The organism is Gemmatimonadota bacterium, assembly GCA_026706845.1.
Lineage (GTDB): Bacteria > Latescibacterota > UBA2968 > UBA2968 > UBA2968 > VXRD01.
Genome location: JAPOXY010000172.1, coordinates 1 through 21,063, shown reverse-complemented (window position 1 = coordinate 21,063; position 21,063 = coordinate 1). Strand labels below are relative to the sequence as shown.

General features: G+C 53.0%; 20 protein-coding genes. 18 read left to right on the top strand and 2 right to left on the bottom strand.

Going from position 1 to position 21,063, the window contains the following annotated elements:
- The 3 genes from OXG87_16035 to OXG87_16025 form a co-directional block, all read left to right on the top strand.
- A partial coding sequence (locus OXG87_16035; protein ID MCY3871059.1) for a hypothetical protein occupies positions 1-651 on the top strand: 651 nt, incomplete at its 5' end.
- A gap of 15 nt (positions 652-666) precedes the next feature.
- Positions 667-1,284: a hypothetical protein gene (locus OXG87_16030; protein ID MCY3871058.1), complete on the top strand. Its 618-nt coding sequence runs from the start codon at positions 667-669 to the stop codon at positions 1,282-1,284.
- Between the two features lie 43 nt (positions 1,285-1,327).
- Positions 1,328-2,242 carry a VOC family protein gene (locus tag OXG87_16025; GenBank protein MCY3871057.1) on the top strand — a complete coding sequence of 305 codons (915 nt, stop codon included), beginning with the start codon at positions 1,328-1,330 and terminating at the stop codon, positions 2,240-2,242.
- A gap of 175 nt (positions 2,243-2,417) precedes the next feature.
- Here the strand turns inward: OXG87_16025 and OXG87_16020 are convergent, their stop codons facing one another.
- Positions 2,418-2,708 (bottom strand): hypothetical protein, encoded by a 291-nt coding sequence (locus OXG87_16020; protein MCY3871056.1) that lies wholly within the window; start codon positions 2,706-2,708, stop codon positions 2,418-2,420.
- Complete coding sequence (locus tag OXG87_16015; protein ID MCY3871055.1) at positions 2,698-4,545, bottom strand: hypothetical protein; 1,848 nt, start codon at positions 4,543-4,545, stop codon at positions 2,698-2,700. Before OXG87_16015 ends, OXG87_16020 begins: the two co-directional genes overlap by 11 nt.
- Before the next feature lie 67 nt (positions 4,546-4,612).
- Here OXG87_16015 and OXG87_16010 point away from each other — a divergent pair, with 67 nt between their 5' ends.
- The 15 genes from OXG87_16010 to OXG87_15940 all read left to right on the top strand — a co-directional run bounded on the left by OXG87_16010 (position 4,613) and on the right by OXG87_15940 (position 20,963).
- Positions 4,613-5,725, top strand: a complete 1,113-nt coding sequence (locus OXG87_16010) for a hypothetical protein (GenBank protein ID MCY3871054.1) — start codon at positions 4,613-4,615, stop codon at positions 5,723-5,725.
- The gene (locus OXG87_16005; GenBank protein ID MCY3871053.1) at positions 5,722-6,789 is read left to right on the top strand and encodes a phytanoyl-CoA dioxygenase family protein; all 1,068 of its coding nucleotides are present in this window, start codon (positions 5,722-5,724) and stop codon (positions 6,787-6,789) included. Before OXG87_16010 ends, OXG87_16005 begins: the two co-directional genes overlap by 4 nt.
- Positions 6,790-6,805: 16 nt before the next feature.
- Entirely contained in the window at positions 6,806-7,639 is an 834-nt protein-coding gene (locus OXG87_16000; protein ID MCY3871052.1) for a sugar phosphate isomerase/epimerase, read from the top strand.
- Between the two features lie 12 nt (positions 7,640-7,651).
- Complete coding sequence (locus OXG87_15995) at positions 7,652-8,854, top strand: Gfo/Idh/MocA family oxidoreductase (protein ID MCY3871051.1); 1,203 nt, start codon at positions 7,652-7,654, stop codon at positions 8,852-8,854.
- A 36-nt stretch (positions 8,855-8,890) separates the two neighbouring features.
- A complete protein-coding gene (locus OXG87_15990) occupies positions 8,891-10,621 on the top strand; it encodes an alpha-L-fucosidase (GenBank protein ID MCY3871050.1) in 1,731 nt (576 codons plus the stop codon).
- A gap of 20 nt (positions 10,622-10,641) precedes the next feature.
- A complete protein-coding gene (locus tag OXG87_15985; protein MCY3871049.1) occupies positions 10,642-12,105 on the top strand; it encodes a cellulase family glycosylhydrolase in 1,464 nt (487 codons plus the stop codon).
- Between the two features lie 18 nt (positions 12,106-12,123).
- Positions 12,124-13,551, top strand: a complete 1,428-nt coding sequence (locus tag OXG87_15980; protein ID MCY3871048.1) for a sulfatase-like hydrolase/transferase — start codon at positions 12,124-12,126, stop codon at positions 13,549-13,551.
- An 18-nt stretch (positions 13,552-13,569) separates the two neighbouring features.
- Positions 13,570-14,796: a GNAT family N-acetyltransferase gene (locus OXG87_15975; protein ID MCY3871047.1), complete on the top strand. Its 1,227-nt coding sequence runs from the start codon at positions 13,570-13,572 to the stop codon at positions 14,794-14,796.
- Between the two features lie 13 nt (positions 14,797-14,809).
- Entirely contained in the window at positions 14,810-15,712 is a 903-nt protein-coding gene (locus OXG87_15970) for a sugar phosphate isomerase/epimerase (protein ID MCY3871046.1), read from the top strand.
- Between the two features lie 351 nt (positions 15,713-16,063).
- On the top strand, positions 16,064-16,834 hold the full coding sequence (locus OXG87_15965; protein MCY3871045.1) for a hypothetical protein: 771 nt from the start codon (positions 16,064-16,066) through the stop codon (positions 16,832-16,834).
- Between the two features lie 30 nt (positions 16,835-16,864).
- On the top strand, positions 16,865-17,692 hold the full coding sequence (locus tag OXG87_15960) for a hypothetical protein (GenBank protein MCY3871044.1): 828 nt from the start codon (positions 16,865-16,867) through the stop codon (positions 17,690-17,692).
- A gap of 19 nt (positions 17,693-17,711) precedes the next feature.
- The gene (locus OXG87_15955) at positions 17,712-18,938 is read left to right on the top strand and encodes a DNA recombination protein RmuC (protein ID MCY3871043.1); all 1,227 of its coding nucleotides are present in this window, start codon (positions 17,712-17,714) and stop codon (positions 18,936-18,938) included.
- 208 nt (positions 18,939-19,146) lie between these two features.
- Positions 19,147-19,461, top strand: a complete 315-nt coding sequence (locus OXG87_15950; GenBank protein MCY3871042.1) for a nucleotidyltransferase domain-containing protein — start codon at positions 19,147-19,149, stop codon at positions 19,459-19,461.
- Positions 19,448-19,837: a HEPN domain-containing protein gene (locus tag OXG87_15945; GenBank protein MCY3871041.1), complete on the top strand. Its 390-nt coding sequence runs from the start codon at positions 19,448-19,450 to the stop codon at positions 19,835-19,837. The genes OXG87_15950 and OXG87_15945 overlap by 14 nt, the downstream gene beginning before the upstream one ends.
- Before the next feature lie 247 nt (positions 19,838-20,084).
- Entirely contained in the window at positions 20,085-20,963 is an 879-nt protein-coding gene (locus OXG87_15940) for a phytanoyl-CoA dioxygenase family protein (protein ID MCY3871040.1), read from the top strand.
- Positions 20,964-21,063 lie beyond the last annotated feature (100 nt).

The window sequence follows — 21,063 nt, the reverse complement described above, 5'->3', positions numbered from 1 at the left end:
GTCCGTGGGATGACGGAGGTGGTGCAGGACGGGATTGATCATCGCAAAGCGCTGATCGCCGGTGTCGCCTTCTGGGTTGGCGTCGGCTGCCAGAACGATCTCTTATTCCCCGAGCTTCTCGCGGAGTTCGGGGGCGGTCTGCTGGGGAACGGCATAACGGCCGGGGGAATCATGGCGATTCTCATGACCTTGTTTCTGGAAGTGACGGCGCCCCGCCGCAGCCGAATCGAAGTGGAGCTCGATCTGTCCGTGTTGCCGAAGATCAGGGCGTTCCTCAATGCGTTCGCATCCCGCAACGGCTGGGGGGCGAAGATGGTCGATCGTCTCGACGCAGCCAGCGAGGAGACGTTGCTGACGCTGATCGGGCAGGACGAGGGCCAGGAGAAACGCGAGCAGCGGCGCCTTCTTGTGAAGGCACACAAGGAGAGCGGCGATGCTGTCCTCGAGTTCATTGCCGCGGTGGGCGAGGAGAATGTTCAGGACCGGATCGGATTGCTGGCGGACCGGCCCGATGACGTGCTGATGGAGCGGGAAGTCTCGCTACGGCTGTTGCGGCACATCGCGTCCTCTGTTCGCCACCAGCAATTCCACGACACGGATATCGTGACCGTCCAGGTAGAAGTTCCGGAGACGGACGATGGGAACCGTTAAATAGGCAGGAAGCATTTGAAACATGAAGAAGCGTTCGAGCGGGCCTGGACCGACCCAGGCAACACCCGAATCGAGCTGTCTCCGGTTGACATCAACCTGGTGCTCGCCCGGTATTACCGCACGAATAAACCGCTCGAGTTTACCCGGACCATGTTGTGGGATATGGAGGTGAAAAAGGCGTTTCGGCCCGATCTCTATATTCCTTCTGTTGTAACGGCGGGCAGCTCCCACTATTGGCGCCAGCAAGCGGCGGCCGACGGGGTCGAATCCTTCGTGCGATGCTCGCGGCAGCGCCTCTGGCTCAAGCCGTCAGAGCACGGGTTGGTCCTCGAACAGGTCCTCCTTAACCCTGCGCGGCAGAGTGCCACTTTCATCGGGGCAGCGGAACTCCTCGACAAGGACGGAAACTTGCTTCGAGCAGGCGAAGGACAGCCTCTCTTTCACGTTGAGCATTCTGTCGATGGTGACGAATTGCGACCTCTGAACCTGTGGCGCATCGTTTACCTCACGGACAGACCCGAGCAGAAACTGATCGAGCGGTTCACGCTTGCGAAGGATGTATGGCTGCGTGAGTTCGTCGAAATCTACATCCGACAGGACTTGAAGATCGAGTTGACCCGGAGGAATGTCTGATGAGAGAACCATCCACCGAGAAACCTGCAGGGGAGCCGCTCTGATGAAGATCCAGGACATCCGGCATGTGGGGTTGCTGTCACCGGTGATCGCGACCCATGCCAGGTTCTACCTCGAGGTCTGGGGACTCCAATCGGCCGGAGAAGACCGGCACGCACGATATCTCCGCGGAGCGTTGACCGAGCATCACATTCTCAGCCTGCATCAAGCGGAACGGTGCGGGCTCCACCACTTAGCCTTCAGGGTTGACGGACGCGAGGCAGTTGACGCGGCGGCAACCGAACTCGAGCGCCGGGGAATTACTCTGCTGGCGCATCCGGACGACCTGGACGAACCCGGCGGCGGATACGGGCTGCGGTTTCTCGACCCCGAAAACCGCTGCATCGAGCTATCGACCGGCGTGGCCGAACACCCGAACGGCTGGTCTGCCAGGAAAGTCGGCCCCCGCCAGCTATGCCACGTGGGTCTCAACACTCGGTGGTTCGAGCAAACCGTGGCGTTCTACACCGAAATTCTCGGGTTTCGGATCTCGGACTGGATTGAGAACCAGATGGTCTTCCTGCGATGCGACCGGAGACATCACGTCATTGTCTTCAATCGTGCAGATTACGCATCGGTCAACCATGTTGCGTACGTGATGGCTAACGTAGATGACGTGATGAAAGGGGTCTCCAACCTGCGTGCCCAGGGGCAGGAACCCGACTGGGGACCGGGACGCCACGGCCCGGGCAACAACATCTTCTGCTACTACAAGGATCCGGCTGGATACGTGAACGAGTTTTCCAGCGACATAGAATACATCGAAGACGACGCAACGCACAAACCTGTGGTGTGGAGACGGGTGCCGGAAACTGCGGACCTCTGGGGTACGGCCGGACCGCCCAGCTCCGAGGTTCGGAAGGCAATGGCCGGCGACCCTGATCCAGGCTGGGCTGTGAAGGGCATCAACGCGGATTGATAGGGAGGATGTTTGTGCGCGACTTCGTAGATGCATGGGGCAAGGTGATGAATCTCGATTGCTTCGACCTGGCGTAATTTCGGCGGGTGCTCGTAACAGCGGTCAGGAAACACCATGATAGAGGGGGCGCTATTATTGCGCCCCCTTTTGAGTAATGGTTAGTTCCTCCAGCGCTTCAGATGTCGCCTTCCTGGTCTGCCAACCAGGTGGATTTGATGATCCGCCACTCCTCATCGGTCATCGTGCGCCGCCAATACGGCGAGATCGAGGCCTTTTTCTTGTCGATTTCATCCAGGTCGAACGGCACCGTGTAGGGCGCTCCAAGAGAGATGAACTGAGCGTTGATGTACTGAATAGGGGCACTCGATACCTCAGCCTCTTTTTTGCACTTTGCATTTTGTACATAACCATCTATTTTGCAGCCGCGAGCCATCGGGAAGATATTTCGGCGGATATCATCGGTCAATCGGTTCGTCGCCGGAGACCAGATTAACGAGATCACCCGGCCGAAGGGTCAGATCCGGGGAGATATGGAGCGCATTCCCGATCGGGTCAGGATCTGCCTCGGTGTAGGGGAAGCCGATGGCCGGCAGATCGGGATGTTTCGCCCTGAACCAGACCGGGTCCCCAGATAGATCCTGCGAGAGCGACCAATGGGAAAGGGACTCCGCGAAGGCGGCGAAACTCCCATCCGGACCCGGTTCCTGAACATCTACGAGGACGATACAGTCAAGGGGATGATCACCGCGCTGTAATGACTCCCCTCCGTAGAGTCGAAGGTGCAGCCTCAATTCGGTGTCCTCGCCATAGGCCAGATGTGCGTGACCTTGCCGGGCGTCGCCGTCCTGAGTTAGAAGTAGGGGTACAATCCCATAGTACAGATCGCCGTAGGAGATGGCGACCGACTGGCCCGGCTGGAGTTGTATGTCTCTGCCCCCCCAGTCCACGTTGCCGATGCGCACTTCCTGGATGGTGTCTCGCAGGCCGAACAATACGCGGGGTTCGCAGTAGAATGTCGGGTCGTTCAGGAATCGCTCTTCCTCGTCTTCCGGTCTTTCATAGTGGAGGCGACCTATGACGCGAGCGCCCTCCTGACGAGACGTGAATGTCGCACACGGCATATGCAGGAACGATTCATCCGGGATGAGGGGGACGCTGGCGCGCTCCTCGGCCTTGTTGCGGACGAGCAGGATGTAGGATGGTGGGGAGTGACCGCCCACGGTTTGCAGACACTGGGAGGCCAGGCTCCAGTCGGGGGTCAGGAAGTGTGTTCGTCGCGAGCCGAGTGAGATACTGCGGTCGTGGATTTCGCTGGTGCCTGACTTTTCCCGAGCGAGGATGCGGACGGCATCGGAAGGCACGTAATCGAACACAGTGTGTCTGATAAAGATCTCATTATTCAAAGTTCCCGCGTAGATGTTGCCCGCGTCGGGTGGACGCGGGGTGCCGAATTTGATGTGACCGTAAAACGCCGAGGACGTGCTCGCGCCGTGCAGCGCGTCATTCTGATACGCTCGGGAAGGCGCCCCTGCCAGAAATCCGTTGGGTAGCATATTGAGCGCAAGCTGGTAGGTGATGAGATCCATCGTCCGTTTCAGCTGATCGCGGAACTGGCTGTCTCGCGCGTAGTTCCATGCCGCTTCTAGGCCGTGGAGGGTAACCGGGGTATATCCCGGGCTGTTGAATTCGTGGAACCCGTCCGCCGAAGTGCCTCTGACCCAGACATCGAAGGCTTCGGCTGCCTCGGCTTCGATTGAGGCATCGTCGAGGACGCGAGAGAGGGCGACCCGGCCGCCAATATTCAAGGAATAGATGTTGGAGTACTGCCATCTGGCGGTGTGGTTACGGATGCCCTCTACGACATTCGGAAATGCGGCCTCCATTGCGTTCTTTGTCTCGGATGTCAGCTTGTCTTGGAAGTCGAGATAGGCGTAAACGAGCGGAATGGTGATAAAGGAAACCGCGTTTCGGTCCTTGACGCGGTCCCAGTGCGTCATCCAGAAGAAATTGCCGAAGGTCTCAGAGCCCGGTTCGAGATCCTGGCCCTCGAGCACGCTGTGGATGATGCGATTGGCCTCACCGGCGTCATCCGTGCCGTATGTCCGGTCGTCTGATAAAAGAAGCAGAACGGCGTACCAAATCGAAGCCGTACGCGTGTGTCCTGTGAAGCGGGGAAAGAACGGATCGAAGTTCCGAAGAAGTGCGACGTCCGGATCGTAGTTTCGGTCGTCGTTCCTGCGGAACCGGTCGCGCAGGAACGCAACACGGTCGCGTTGTTCGCGAAGAATGGGGTCGATGTTCATCGGAGGCTCCTTATGAGAAATTGCGTCGTATATCCTATTTAGTTCATTCCACAAATAGAAGAATACCATGTATCAACGCATTACGACTTTTGCCATCGTCGCCATCGCGCTGATATTGGCCGCATTGTTCATCACAGGTGAGACGGTATCTTCAACTACTGCAGCGTGTCCTGGAGATTTTGACGGCAATAGACGCGTTAATATAGCCGATTTTCTGGCTTTTGTAGTGGTCTTTGGCACCAGTTCTGCGGATACGAATTACAATGCACAGATGGATTTTGACAGTAGTGGGCGTGTTGATATAACCGATTTTCTGGCTTTTGTAGAGGTCTTTGGTACAGAGTGCGGTGGTGGTGATACAAATACAGCGGGTTTGTTTACACAAACACTTTTCCATGGTGGTGTAACAAGAGAATATATTATATATGTGCCTGAGGCTTATGATGGAACTTCAAGAGTTCCACTGATGCTTAATTTTCACGGATATGGTGGGTTTGCAAACCAGTACTTAAAATATGCAGATATGCGGCCTCTGGCAGATATAGAAAATTTTATTCTGGCTTATCCTCAAGGTACATTGCTGGGGGGAGATCCGCACTGGAATTCTGGTTTAGAATCAGATGATAATAAAAGTGATGCGGATGACTTTGGCTTTGTGGAAGCGTTAATTGATGAAATTTGTTCCAGGTATAATATTGATGTAGCAAGGGTATATTCCTGTGGTTACTCAAATGGCGCTTTTTTTTCTTATGCACTTGCTTGCTATCACAGTGATAAAATAGCGGCTATAGGTTCTGTTGCTGGAACAATGATGGAGGAAACATATAACAACTGTAGCCCCTCACACCCTACGGCTATGATAAATATTCACGGTACATCGGACTATGTTGTCCCTTATGGCGGGGGAAGTGCAGGGTTATTATCAATTGATGAGGTGCTTGCTTATTGGATAGGGTTTAATAACGCCAGTAATACTCCGATCGTAAATCGTATGAATGAGAGTGGCGTAATAATAGAACGTTATTCATATACAGATGGAGACAACAATACTTCTGTAGAGCATTACAAGGTTATCGGTGGAGGGCATGTCTGGTTTGATATTAGCTACGATGGCTCTAATACCAGTCGTTTAATCTGGAATTTTGTGTCGAGATATGATATTAATGGAGTGACACGATGAGTGAACAACAACTTTTTCAGGAACGAGTGGTCAAGGTCGAGCGACCAGAGCACCACTTTGTGCTTTTGATTGCAACCGACGGCGCTATGCTTGGATTGGAGGATGGGGGTGATCTCGCATTGTTTGACGAGGCGGATGACCGCGTGATCTGGGACCGCACGGCAGATGGTGTGAGGCATGTGGCGTCTGGAAAGAAACTCGCTGTAGAAATAGATGGCACAACCTGCGTGTTGCCGGTTGGCGAGGAGGAGGTGATATTCACGGTCAGCCATGGCCCGGAGAAGCTGCCGTCTGAATATCTCGAGCATCTGCAGCGCGAAGGCTGGGTGTGTCTGACCTGTATTCTGCCACCAGAAATCGTGGAGAGTCTGGAGCGCGTCGCCGGTACAGATCGTTACGAACATTTGGAGGTGAACAACGAGATACCCAAGGTCTGTCAGAGTGTCGCTGTTGGCCGGGCGATCACGGAGCCTATCTCCATCTGGCTGGCCAGGCAGTATATGCAGGCCCGGGATTTACATCTGGGGCATCCGCCGGGCTTTAGAGTGCTGGACCCGGACGATGGCAAAAGCAAACTTGGCGGTTGGCATTCTGATTTTCCCTATACGGCGTCAACCGGTGGGGACGAGATTGCCTACCGCAAAGAACCCGTCAAGGCCATGCAGCGCAATGTTTGTGTTTCTGACTTCACCAGGATTCGCGGTGCGACAGCATTCAAACTGGGTTCGCATCTATCAGACACACCGCCACCGCCTGAGTGGAACGATACGCAAGAGGGGCGTGTGCCCTATAGCGGTCCTGAAGCGGATGTGGTGGAAGCGCCTGGCGGTAGCATCATTCTATACGATGCCAGAATGTGGCATCGGGCGGGTATCAACCGCAGCCAGCAGAAGCGGGCCGCAATGCTGCAATCGTTCCAGGTGCCAGGTGTGATGCCCAAGACGGATACCCGAAACGCCTATAAGCTCCTCGTGGAGAGTCCTGTCTATAACGAACTGAATGCGAGGGAAAAGCGGGAAATAACGGATCTTTTAACCAACCAGCCAGCAATCGCTGGCTCATAACCTGAGGACACACATTATGCAAGTGGGAATTATGTCAGGGCAAATTGCTCGGCCGACCCTGGAGGAAACGCTCGACGCCATACTCGGGCACGACATCAGGCATCTTCAATTCAATTTGGGATCTCTGAATGTGGAGGGTTCGCTATCTGATAAACTCGCAAAGGCACCCGTGGTTCGGGCGGAGATCGAAAAGCGCGGCATGGTCATCGCTGCCCTGGCTGGCACGGTCAATATGGTTCATCCCGATGAAGAAAAACGTCAGGAAGCTATCGAGCATCTCAAATTGCTTATTCCGGCGTGTGACCCGATGGGGACCTCGGTGATTGCCACCTGTACCGGATCGCGCGATTCAGAGAGCATGTGGCACTGGCACCCGGATAACGAAACAGAAGAAGCCTGGCAGGTGCTACGCAATACCCTGGAACAGGTACTGCCGGTTGCCGAAGCGGCTGGCGTGATCCTTGCGTTTGAACCAGAGATAAACAACGTTGCCAGCACAGTGCATAAGAGTCGGCAACTGATTGATGAAATGGGTTCACCCAACCTGAAAGTCGTGATGGATGCCGCCAACATTTTTGGCAAAGATGACCTGCCTCGCATGAGAGAGGTATTAGACGAGGCTTTCGAGCTTTTGGGCGACCACATTGCCATGGCCCATGGCAAAGATCTGGATCGCGGTGGCGATGCCGGACATCTCGCCGCTGGTACCGGCAAGCTCGATTACGCCCATTATGTGTCGTTGCTCTGTGGACTTCCCTTCGACGTGTCGGTCATTCTGCATGGTCTTTCCGAAGATCAGGTGGATGAAAGTGTTGCGATGCTCCGGCGTCACGCTGCAGCACACCAGTAAGGAATTGACGATATGAAAGCTAAAGTCGCCATTCTGGGTTGTGGAAGGGCGTCACAAAAATGGCACCTGCCGACAATGCACACGCTCGCCAAACACGGCGAACTCGATTTTGTCGCGCTCTGTGACATGGATAAATCGTTAGCGAAACAGACCGGAGAATCCTATGGTGTTCCGTGGTACACCGGTGTCGAGGAGATGCTGGAAAAACACCCGGACATCATGGCTGTAGATGTCATCACCGGCGACCCCCTACACCATGTGCTTGCCAGGTTGATCGCAGAGCACGGCAAACACGTCATGGTGGAAAAGCCGATGGCGCTGACCTTGCCCTGTTGTGACATTATTATTGATGCTTGTCGTCGTAATGGCGTGCATTTTGAGGTGGCAGAAAATTACTTTCGCATGCCGAAGCAGCGGATGATCATTAAGCTCATTGAAGAGGGGATTCTGGGCGATATCGTTCGCGTGTATTTCGTTGAGCCAAAGCGGCAGGATCCGTTTGAGCCGACTGTTACGCACAGCGGTTTGAGCCGACCCATCTCTGGCTTTGGTCGCACTTCTGGCATGTGCATGGATATGGGGGCACATCGGTTGTCTCAGTTGCGGTTGTACGCCCAAAGTGAGCCTCAACAGATTACCGCAACGGTGAGAAAGTACCGGTCGGATCCCATGAGTATCCATGAAGACTGGGCGCATGCAATGATTGATTTTGCAAGCGGCGCAGTGGGTATTTATGAGACATCACGCCTTGGTGAGGCACAGAAATACTGCCAGATTATCGGCACCCTTGGCGGTATTCTCGATACCGACTATTTTGGTCCCGAGATCCCCCTGCGTTTGCGCATCGGCGAGGAGATGCAGGATATTCCTGTCGAGACTGTACGTCGCAAAATCGACGGGGTGGATGTGCTGCAGCGGATCGTCGTGCATACGAATCCCGAAGTCGTCTATGAGAATCCGTTTCGGGACTATGCCATTGACGATTGGTGTGTCGGTCATGCCTCCGAGATCATGAGCATCGCGAATGCAGCGCTCAACGACGAGCCTCCCGAATACGGTCTCGGCGGTCGCAAGGATGTGGAGATGGCCATGGCGATTTACGAATCGTCGCTCAACGGCATGGCTCCGGTTAAGTTGCCCCTTGAGGACGTGACCTCCTACGAACAGATGGTGCACGAGGATTACCTCGAAAAGTTTGGCCGTCCCATTTTATGAGACAACCTTTAGAAAAACCGGGAGAGGGAAACAAACATGCAGGAAGGCAATAGGCAGGAAATGGACGCGCTTTGGGGCGAAGATGTCATTGCACTGCGCGCTGAAAATGCAGAACGGGGGCAACTCTTTAATGATGGCAATTACGCGATGTTTATCCACTGGGGTCCATATGCTCAACTTGCCAACAAAGTCGATGGCAAAACGTACTACGGCATTGGCGAATGGATCATGAACCCGCGCATGGCCAATATTCCGGTCGAGGAATATATGGAAATGGCGAAAACCTTTAACCCCGTCAATTTTGATGCAACAGAAATAGCACAACTGGCCAAAGACGCGGGCATGAAATACATCATTATTACCAGCAAGCACCACGATGGTTTTGCTATGTATCGCTCAGCCTGCAACGACTTTAATATTGGTGCAGTTACCCAATTTAATCGCGACCCCATGAAAGAACTCGCCGGGGCCTGCAAAAAACTCGGTCTCGGATTTGGATTCTACTACTCTCACAATCAGGACTGGACTTTTCCAGGTGGTGCAAACGGTCCAGACACAGATGCCGATGGCAACCCGGCCACCTTCGACGATTATTTTGTCAAAAAATGCCTGCCACAGGTCGAAGAAATCACCAGCCAGTACGGCCCCATCGAACTCATCTGGTTTGACACACCCGGACAGATGCCCAAAAAGTACATTGAGCAACTCATCGAAGTCGTGCGCAAAAATCAACCCAATGCGCTCGTTTCAGGCCGCGCCGGGCACGGGCTGGGTGACTACAAGACGCTGGGTGATATGGATGTGCCATCCACCAACGTTGAAGGTATGTGGGAAAGCGTCGATACTACCAACGACTCCTGGGCTTTTGCCTGGTACGATGAGTACTGGAAAACACCCAGAGAAATTCTTCGCCGCCTGATCTCCTGTGTTGCCAGAGGTGGCACTTACATGCTCAACATAGGTCCCCGCGGTGACGGTTCAATACCCGAAAGAGCTGCCCGCACTTTACGTGCTGCTGGCGAGTGGATCAAGCGCTATCCCCAGGTCGTCTATGGTACCGATGCATCACCCTGGCAACATGCCCTGCCCTGGGGAGATGTGACGGTAAAAGACAACACGCTCTTTCTCAGCATTTTCAGCTGGCCTGCCTCTGGCACACTTTATCTGCCAGGCCTCAAAACAGAAATCGAATCTGCATCCCTCCTCGATGGCGATCAATCTACACCTGTCAGTTTTGATAAAAAACACGGCTGGACCTGCTTTGAGCTATCGCCGCAGGCACCCGAAAACCTGGTTTCAGTCCTTGAAGTCAAACTCAAAGGCACGCCGAAAGCCGATTCGACCTGGGCAATTGATCCCGAAATAGAGACCGAAATTCTTTCAGAAGCTGCGACCGTTGAAAATGCCACATTGGCAAATCAACGCTGGATGGAAAAATTTGGAGAATGGAAACACGTCAGCCGTGTCCATAAATGGACGCCTGAAGGCAAAGCGACCTGGACGGTCAACGTTCTTGCGCCTGGAGACTACATCGTGGATCTCACCTATTCGGGTGAAGGGCGTCTCGTCTGGGGGGTTACTATTGAAAATGGTGAACACATTCAAAATCAGCAAAATTCATCTCATAACTACCAGCGTTTTCCCATTGGCTGGATTAACTTTTCCGGGCCGGGTACTTACAAAATCAGCGTTTCCTGTCTCGAAGGCGCTTTGAGCAAAGCCAGTCTGAAATCGATTCACTTCACTCCTGTTCACAGTATTCTCTAAATCCATTGCAGGAGATACAGATGACACAGGACTTCACAGAACAAAACAGATCTTTAACGCTCGGCAAAGGTATCAATACCGATTTTACCGCAACCGAAGTAAATAAAGTTTCCTATGATAAAGGCTTTTATATTGCGTTCAAAGAAGCCGGATTTGATTCCGTCCGTTTCTTTATTAAACAGGGCTGGAATCCGGAATTCTATAAACCGGCAGTTGACGATGCGTTGGAACTCGGCTTAAAAGTCGTCCTTGTTCCTTTTTCAATGTATTGTTGGGGAAAAGAAAGCCTTGTACAGTGGTGGGGTGAAGTTGCGGAATATTATGGAGACTATCCTGCTGAGTTGATTTTTGAAGCGTTTAACGAACCCAAAATGGCAGGACACCCCGATGGAAAAGAAGCTGAAACCATGGCATGGTATTCGGCGTGTATCCAGGAAATTCGCCGGTCAAATCCAACGAGATTGATAGCCGTTGGTGGGCCGCATTTTAATGGTGTGCAGTTGCTCACGAAATATGTAACACCGGAGTATCTTTCATATACACTCGAAGACGGAACCGGTTTTGCCGATGATCCCAATATTTGGGGCGTTTTTCATTGTTATCACCCCAAACCTTTTACCCACGGTGCAATAGACCAGGATATCAACAAAGATCATCCAGGCTGGCGAGAAACCATACTTGCAGATTTGGAAGAAGCAGACGCGTGGTCAAAAAAACACAACAAAAAGGTCTATCTCAGTGAATGGGGCGCACGTCTTAATCATGAAATAAGGCATGTTGAAGAATACACGGGCTTTATGGTACCTGAGCTTGCCAAAAGAAGTATTGAATGGTCGTACTACTGTGGTGTATTCAATAATGCCTGGCCCTACGGACTGTATAATTCAGAATGGGGATTTGCAGGTGTTGAAGGTCTGGTAAAAAACCTGACCGGAAAAGAACCGCCAGCAGAAGTCCCGCCTACCAATCAGATCGTCAATTCGGACTTTCAGCTCGATTTGTCAGACTGGAATTCATCCGAATATGCCATTATGGGGACTGCTGACGGACAAGGTGTAGATGGAACACGGGCCATCAGAGTGCATGTGCCTTTTACCTTTGACCCCGACGTGGGGCGCGGGGTTATACCGTCGCTCTATCAGCAATACGAGCCGGACTGGAAGTTTCGCGTAAGGGGAAAGGTGCAGGCAAATAAGTACACCATCCAGCTCCGGGAAGGCAGCATATACCAGATCTCGTTTTGCGCGAGATGCGAAGTCGGTACTGCGCGGTTGCACATTCAGCTTGGTCACGCTCCCGAAAATGACCCCGTCATCTGGACCTCTGAAGAAATAACTGTAGATAGCAAACTGAAAAAATACGAACTCGAGTACGAACATGCCGTCCAATCGGTCAGAAACGTCCGCTTCTCTTTTATCTTCATCGACCGTCATTCAGAGATCATTCTCGACCAGATTGAACTGCGCGGCCGAAGACCTGAATAAGCAGAGGAGGCGGTCTTTATGTCAACTTTAGAAAAAACCAATATCGTTTTTATTCTCGCCGATGACATGGCTGTTTGGGCGGCGGGTTGTTATGGCAATGCAGAAATTCGAACGCCAAACCTCGACCGCATGGCGGCAACAGGCGTGCGGTTTGAGAATTTCTTTGTGACGATTCCGGTGTGTTCGGCCAGCCGGGCTTCTTTTTTGACCGGACGGATTCCGTCTCAGCACGGCGTTCACGATTTTATTGCGGGTCAGGTCAATTTTGGGACTACAGGACTGAGTTTTCTCGACGATGAAGTTTGTTACACAAATATTTTGGCTGACAATGGGTGGGCATGTGGTCTGTCGGGCAAATGGCATTTGGGCAATTCGTCTCTTCCGCAATGTGGATTTTCTCACTGGTTTGCGCATCCGGGTGGGGCGGGCGTTTATAATGATCAGGGAATGATACGCGATGGTGTGACAGAGGTTGTGCCCGGTTATGTGACGCATGTGATTACGGATGATGCGCTTGAATATATCGATGCTCACGCAGAAGATGAAAATCCATTTTATCTGAGTGTTCATTATACTGCGCCACACGCGCCGTGGATCGGTCATCCTCAGGATATTGTGGATTCTTATGATGACTGTGCGTTTGAGACGTGCCCACAGGAACCGCTCCATCCCTGGGCAAAGGTGCCTGAGGATGATGCAGATCTGCCAGCCCGGTCAATGAGAGGGCTGAGCAATAACCTGGGGCAGCGCGAAAGTTTGAAGGGATATTTTGCGGCGGTGACTGCGATGGATCTGGATGTGGGGCGGATTTTGGACAAGCTGGAAGAAAAGGGTTTGCGCGAAAATACGCTTGTGGTGTTTACTTCTGACAATGGGTATTCGTGCGGGCAACATGGGTTTTGGGGTAAGGGCAATGGAACTAATCCGGTGAATATGTATGAGAATTCGATTAAAGTGCCTTTTTTAGCTACGCACCCGGGTGTGATTCCAGAAGGCACGGTGCAATCGGCGCTGGCTTCGGCTTATGATATTTTGCCCACGTTTTTGGACTATGTTGATCTTCCGATTCCCGATACGAATTTGCCAGGACAATCGCTGGTCCCCGTGTTGAAAAATGAGTGTGCAAAAGGTCGTGACAGTGTTGTCATTTATGATGAGTATGGTTATTGCAGGATAATCCGGACCGCCGAGTGGAAATACATCCATCGTTATCCAGATGGACCGAATGAGCTTTACGATGTTGTGAATGACCCCGATGATCGCAACAATTTAATTGATGACCCGGCACAGGCTGATCGCGTGAAAGATCTCAAAGGAGAGATGGAAACGTGGTTTAAGAAATACGCGATTCCAGATGTCGATGGCCGCATATACAATGTGAAGGGTTCTGGTCAGTTGCGGCCTGTGGGTAGAAAATGGGAAGATGGAAAAGAACCTTTTGTGTAATCAGGATACCAGTGGGAAATGAGTGAGATTGAGTTCAGGCGAGCGATGGTGGGGGATGTGGAGGAGGTCCTTCGCGTAATGGCGCAGGCGTTTGGGAGGACGCCGGGATCGGAGAAGTACGAGCGCGACAAGGAGAGAATTACGAGGGAGACTGACGCGCATTGGGTGCTTGTGCGAGAGGGGGAGATCGTTGGGGCGGCGCATGTTCGGCGGGAGGAGATTCAGGTGGGGCAGGCGGTCGTGGCCAAGGCAGATGTCGGGGAGGTGTGTATCGCGCCGAGTTGTCAGGGGGAGGGGCTTGGGACGGCGTTGATGAAGATGGTGGTGGGGCAGTTGCGGGCGGACGGGTATCCCCTGTCGCGGTTGGGTGGGTATCGGCGGTTCTACGAGCGGTTCGGGTGGGTGCCGTTTCCGCGGGGCTACATCGACTTCGCGCTGCGGGGATTGACGTCGCGGGGCGGGTTCACCGATCCGGTGAGCTATCTGGATCGGCCGGAGGAGGATGCGCGGATCCGGGCGTACGATGGATGTCGGGATGCGGCGGCGTGCGAGGCGCTTTACGCGGTGTTCAATGCGGGGCGAACGGGGGCTGAGCCATCGCGGTCGTTCGGGGCGGGCGCCGGGAACCCGTGGCGGGTGGTATATGAGGTGGGCGGAGCGGTCCGGGCCTATGTTTTCGCGTCACAGAACGCGCCGCCTTATACGCGGTTTTCGTCGGCGGTGTCGATCTCCGACGGGGCGTGCGATCCGGGTGATACGCGACCGCTTGGCGCAACGCTGCGATACGTTCTGCGTCAGGCGGCGATCGCGGGGGCGGAATCGGTCAGGGCGCGGCTGCCGCTGGACCCGTCGCTCTACGATCTGTATCGGGATTCGAGCTGTGGGTTCGTGCCGTCGCTCTGGCAGTCGTCGGAAGGCGGGAACATGCTGCAGGTGCTGAGTCTGAGGGGACTGCTTGAGGCGATTGCGCCGGAACTGACGGAGCGGCTGCGGATGGCGAAACAGGCGACGGGGGAGGTCAGTCTTCGCGTGCGGGGAGAGACGGTTGGATTGGCGTGGGATGGGGAGCGGTTGACGGTGGGAGAAGGGAAAGGGGATTGGGTGGAGATCGGGCAGGATGGGGTGATGAAGATGGTGCTGGGGTTGGTGCCGGTGGAGCAGGTCGTGGTAGGAGAGAGGGAGGATGTGGCTATGCTGAGGGCGGCGTTTCCGGTGCAGGGGACGGCGACGGGGGTTTGGGGGTGATGGACTACGCGAGATGAATAAAATATGGAGGCAAAAGATCAGTATGTCATCAAACATCCACTTTGCTATGGGCGGCGCCATTTTCGGAGCCTTCACGACTGAATCCGCGGAGTTGATTGCCAGGCACGGTCTGCCGGGCGTCGAACCTTACCGCAGTGGCCTGATCGCCTGGCTCGACGACCCGCAAGCTCTGAAGGCCATCCTCGACGAACACGGTATTCGGCTCATTACCGCCTCAAACGGCGGGCCCGGTCAGTCGATGGCGTTTATCGATCGGTCAAAGCGTGGTGAAACAATCGCCGACCATGTCGCTTTCTGTCGCGATTTCCTGAAGGTCTTCGGCTGCACGCACTTCAAGATCAACATGGGGAGCCGTCCGCAAAACGGAACAACTGCGGATGACATCAAAGCGATCTCAGAGACTGTGTCAGAACTCGGCAAGCGAACGCTTGATATGGGTGTGACGATCGCGCCACACCCGCATATCTGGGGGCCGATTGAGCGGCCGGAGGAAGTTCGCGCCCTTCTCGATCAGACCGACCCGGATATCGTGTCCTGGATTCCCGATACCGCACAGCTCAACCTGGGAGGAGGCGATCCCGTTCAGCTCATCGACGATTATTACGACCGACTGGCCGCCGTCCATTGGAAGGATTCGAAGGCGTCGTATCGCGGTTATACTGGCCCGACACCGACGAAGGAGATGCACGCGGAGGAAATACTGTACAAAGATCTGGGGTCCGGCGGCGTCGATCACCCTGCGATTTGGGCCATGCTGAATGAGCGAGGCTACGATGGATGGATTACGCTCGATCTCGATCCCCCGCGTCCAAATGAAGGCGAAGGTTCAGTTGATGACAAAATGGGGATCAACTGCAGGTATCTGATGGAAACATTGAAAGTTTCCCGCCTTTAGTGCGCTAACTCCGACTGAACTCCCTCCGCTTCTGCCCCCGATCAATCAGGACGAAATAGAACTTCTCTGCTGGATGGGTATTGAATCCGAAGGTTGAGTCCCTCGCTACAGGTACATCAACCGGGCAAAAAATAGGTGTATTCCAAAGGTAAATCCCTTTCGGCGGCTCAGGAAGCGATTTTTGTTATTAAGGATGGTGATGTAAAGTAAGGAGACAAAAGCATGAACGAAAAATCAGAATGTCGTGCGGGCGGCAGGTACTTCATTGATTGATCAGCTATTAGATGCCTGCCGAAAGCCAATGCCCGCGTCAAGGTACGCCTGACCACATGGTTGGTCGATCAGCGGCGATTGGGTAACGAATGTCCGGAAATATTCGAGCAAACGATCACGGATGCGGAACAGCAACGGGATTTGTCCGTCCACGACCGCGCGGACCGACTTCTCCAGTATATTGGAGATCAAACTGTAGAGATCGGTAAATATTTTAGCTTTTTATCCGCAGATATGTCCAACACAGCGATAGCAGCTTGGTCGGAATCCGTCCACGAGCATGAGGTGGACTATCTATTAGACTATTTGTGTGAGCAGTGTTGGATAAAAAGAAGACATCCAACTTTTCCAAATGAATACACCCTAACGGTCGAGGGATACGCTCGACTTGAAGAACTTGAAACAGCGAACGCCGAATCATCAAAAGGTTTTGTGGCTATGTGGTTTAATCCCTCTACCGATGAAGCATGGGAAGAAGGCATTAAACTCGGAATCGAAGATGCAGGATACGAAGCAGTCCGAATTGATCAACAAGAACATAACAACAAGATAGACGACGAAATCATTGCCGAAATCAGACGCTCTCGCTTTGTTGTCGCTGATTTTACTCAGGGAGAGGACGGAGCTCGCGGAGGTGTCTATTACGAAGCTGGCTTTGCACATGGACTCGGTATCGAGGTCTTTTTTACCTGTAGACAGGACGTGTTGGACAACAACGATATCCATTTCGATACACGCCAGTACAATCACATTGGTTGGGAAACGCCAGAGGAATTGCGGAAGGGGCTTGCAGATCGTATATCTGCCGTCATTGGGGACGGACCACACAAGGAGAATAGCGCATGTTGACAGGCAAATAGCACACAAATGGAGAGGACAATGAATGATCCTCATGTAGTTGCCTTATTTTATACCATTGAGCACGATAAATCCGTGAACTACGAAAAAGCGAAGCCACTCGTTCGTGATGAGCCAGAGTTTCGGGTAAAAGTGAAAAATAAAAAAGTGTATTTTAAGTTAAAGGGTCATTACGCCACAGAACCAGAAGCGCGGCAATCAGTCAAGGAGTATATCCGGATCTGGGAGCTTGATGCTGGTTTAAAGCGTGATCCCGACTTCTTCAAGTTAAAATTCGACAGAGCAAAAATCGTGGATCGAAATCCCACGCCAGGTAGCGTCGACGCCGCGTCTATTACTGTGAAGGTTACAACGTCCGCAGCTACTGGTACCATAACACCTCCTGATTATCCCCCACCGCCATCGGGCTTATCTATCGATGCTGATGTTCAGACGATGTACGAACGTTATATGAATTATTGTCGAAAACGGGAGCCATTGCCAAGCATGGCATATTTCTGTCTTACCATTCTTGAGGGTGCGGCAATGGCGAAAACTAAAGGTAAATTCAAAAAACACGAAAAACGCCAAGCGGCTGCTGAATACTATCACATTGAAGAGAAAGTCCTTAAACTGGTTGGGAAGCTCTCCTCAGAGAAAGGCGATCCCTTAGAGGCGCGAAAAAGAGAAGGTCCCGACGACGATCTGGAGAAAAAAGAACGTCGTTTTAAGGAACAAGAACGCCGTTTTTTAGAAGAAGCAGTTAAAAAGATGATCTATCGAGCGGCAGAGGAGATCAAGGTAGAGAAGACCAACAATCCGACGAAAAACCTCTGTCAAATTACATTAAGCGACTTGCCATCGGTGTAATCACAAAAGGAGTTTCTACATGGAAATGCTGTATCTATTGATCGCATTTGTAATTGGGGGTGCGGTCGGGGGCGTGATTATGAACCTGCGAAAGAGTGGGGATGAAGCTTTGCGAATTGAGTTGGCGAAGTTGCAGAGCGAGAAGGAAGCTCAGGCGGACAAAGAGGCGTGGCTCGCAAAAGCAGAAGAAAAATTGCGCGAGGCTTTTGACTCGCTGGCAGGGAAGTCATTGCGTCATAATGCCGAAGCGTTTTTGAAACAGGCACAAACGCAGATGACTGGCGTACTGAATGAGGTGCGCGGCGATTGGAAAACGCAGAAATCGGAAATGCAAAACTTGATGACGCCAGTGCGAGAGAATTTGGACAAACTCGATGGGCATGTGCGGTCGCTAGAGGAAAAACGAGAAGGCGCGTATCAGGCACTCGGCCAGCAATTAAAGGAACTCATGGATGTGCAGCATAAACTTCAGACCACGACCGTCACATTGTCTCAGGCTCTCAAATCGTCTTCTGTGCGCGGGCAATGGGGCGAGATCCAGTTGCGACGCGTGGTGGAACTGGCGGGCATGGAGCGGTACGTGGCTTTTGAAGAACAGGTATCAGGAGACAGTGGCCGCCCGGATATGGTTGTGTATTTGCCAGGTGGGGGAGAGCTGCCAGTCGATGCAAAAACACCTATGACAGCGTATTTGGAAGCTGCCGAAGCTGGTGATGATGCAGCATACAAGGATTATATGAGAACACATGCTCAAGCGGTGCGCGGTCGGGTGCGCGAATTGGGGCAAAAAGCCTACTGGTCGCAGTTTGAAAAGTCGCCGGAGGTTGTCGTCATGTTCGTGCCAGTCGAAGCCAGTGTTGCCGCGGCGTTTGAGGAAGATCCGAGTTTGTTGGAATATGCTTTGCAAAGCAAGGTGCTGATTACAACGCCCGTTACACTTTTGGCGTTCTTGAAGGCAGTTGCTTACGGCTGGCAACAACAGGCGGTGTCTGAAAATGCGCGTCAAATAGCAGCTGTGGGCAAAGAGCTGTACCAGCGCATAACGCCATTTTTCCGCCACCTTAACAACTTGAGGCGTCACATCGATCAGACCGTTGAGAGTTATAATCAGTCTATCGGGTCACTGGAGCGCCGGATCTTGCCCTCTGTAAATCGGCTCCAGGAGTTGGACGTTGGAGATGGCGAACTCGATGCGCCCCAGACCATTGATCAACGCACGCGGTCATTGCCCGAAGCGTCAGAGTAGGTCATCATTCAATATCTTGTGTTTTCTCGGCCAATGGATCTTGTGGTGCAGGAGATATACAGGCCGATGAGTTTGTCTTGTCGGTCCATCCCTTTGCCCCTATTTTCAAGGGTGCTCTTTACTTGAATTTACATTATAACTCCGATCTGAATGACGACGGCGACCCTGATCCCAATTTTGCAATAGTAATAAGAAAAAGGACAGAACGATGATTGACCAAACAATCCTAGACAACATCATCAGTCGTATTGTGGAAGTGGCTGATCCCGAGCGGATTATCCTTTTTGGGTCTGCTGCCCGAGGTGACATGAACCGCCATAGCGATGTCGATCTGCTCGTTATCGCGGATGTCGATGATCGCCTCGCCGCAATGGCGCAAATTCACCGGAGATTGCGCGGAAGGCATCAGGCAGTTGATGTGATCGTGGTTACGCCAGCAGATGTCGCCCGATACGGCAAGAGCCATGCCTTAATCATTAAGCCGGCATTGCAGGAAGGAAAGGTGGTGTATGAAGCAGCCTGAACGCTTTCCACCGGACGACCCGCGCGAGTGGATCAATCGTGCCCGGAGCAATTTGGCGATAGCCAGGACACTCGTTTCCAATGCCTACTTTGAGGACTTATGCTTTGACGCACAGCAAGCGGCGGAAAAAGCGATCAAGGCCGTCATGATCAGGCGGGGTATTGACTTCCCCTACATACATGATCTGGAGCGTCTGTTGACAATTTTGAAGTCGGATGGACAGGCTATCCCCGAAGAACTATGGCGGGCTGTGGAACTCACGGTCTATGCCACCATTACGCGCTATCCCGGCACAGCCCCGGTGTCCGCCAAAGACCATGCTGAGGCGATTGAGATAGCTGAAATGGTCCTCCGTTGGGCTGAGGATCAGATATGATCCCAAAGCATGCAAGCGTCTCCCCGAAGTGGATTTTCCTATTTCTGTGACAAAGCAAAGATGATGGTGGCTATCGAGACGAAGACCTCAAAGAATGGGTCGCTGATAGGAAGCACACACATAAGATTGGTCTTGAGGTTGTCACCCCAAAAGGCAAGCGCAACGCGCAGGCAAGTCACGGAGCTACCTTTTTACAGAACTTTAAGGACGCTATCCGAGTTGGATGAAAATCTGTGCCGCGTCAGAGATGAGGTCCACAAACATATTCGTTAGATACGAGAGATCAGTATGTCATCCTGTTCAGGGACACTACACTGGAGGAGCACAGGTTATGGGACAAGCATTGACGGAGCGTGAAATCGAATCGATCGTCCGGGAGGTCACAGACGAAGAAGTGGCTTTTTACCACGAATACGGGTGGGTCATGATGAAGCAACTCGTGGACTCAGAGTTCGCAACGGAACTCCTGTGCGTTGGTCAGGAATGGTTGAAACGCAATGACGAAGAGAGGGGCGGCAGACGGGCTGTCGGCCTGGCGGGGCGGGAAGAGACCGAGCCGTTCCGCTCGTTCATGTTCAGCGAGCGCATGTCAAAGAACGCAACACGACTCGTGAACAGGAAGCGGCTCAAGGGCGTAGATATCCCACTGCGCTATCGCATCGACATCCTCCAACACAAGCCCCCGGGGGCAGCCGGAGCCACTTATCATCAGGACTCGTCAGAGCACGGCTCTGATCGCGTGGGCGAACTCCAGTTCTGGCTTGCACTGGTGGAAGTGCCACCAGAGATGAGTGCCATGCGATTCGTCAGCCGCTCACATCGCGAAGGACCGCTTGGCTCGGTATTCAAAGATGACCGGGGCAACCTGCTCGAGCAGTACCCAAATCTGACGTCTGTGCTGGAGCTCTCTCCTCCGTTCCATTACCAGCCGGGTGACTGCACTGTGCATCACGGATACACAGTCCATGGCGGTCCCCCCAACAGCACCGACAAGTCGCGCTGGTCATACCTCTTCTCATACTCCCCTTCTGACACGCGATACTGGAACGGCACCGCAGCCAACTGGGGCAGCGAGCGGAAGCGTTTGAGTGATTCGAACAATCCCACGGTCCATTTTTCCGAGTGACTACTCCCAACGATAGAGCAGTTGGGCTTCTTGGCGGTCAAGCCACCTGACGTTGTAGCCCCAACGTCAATATGTTTATCGCAGCATTGTGGTCTCTGTC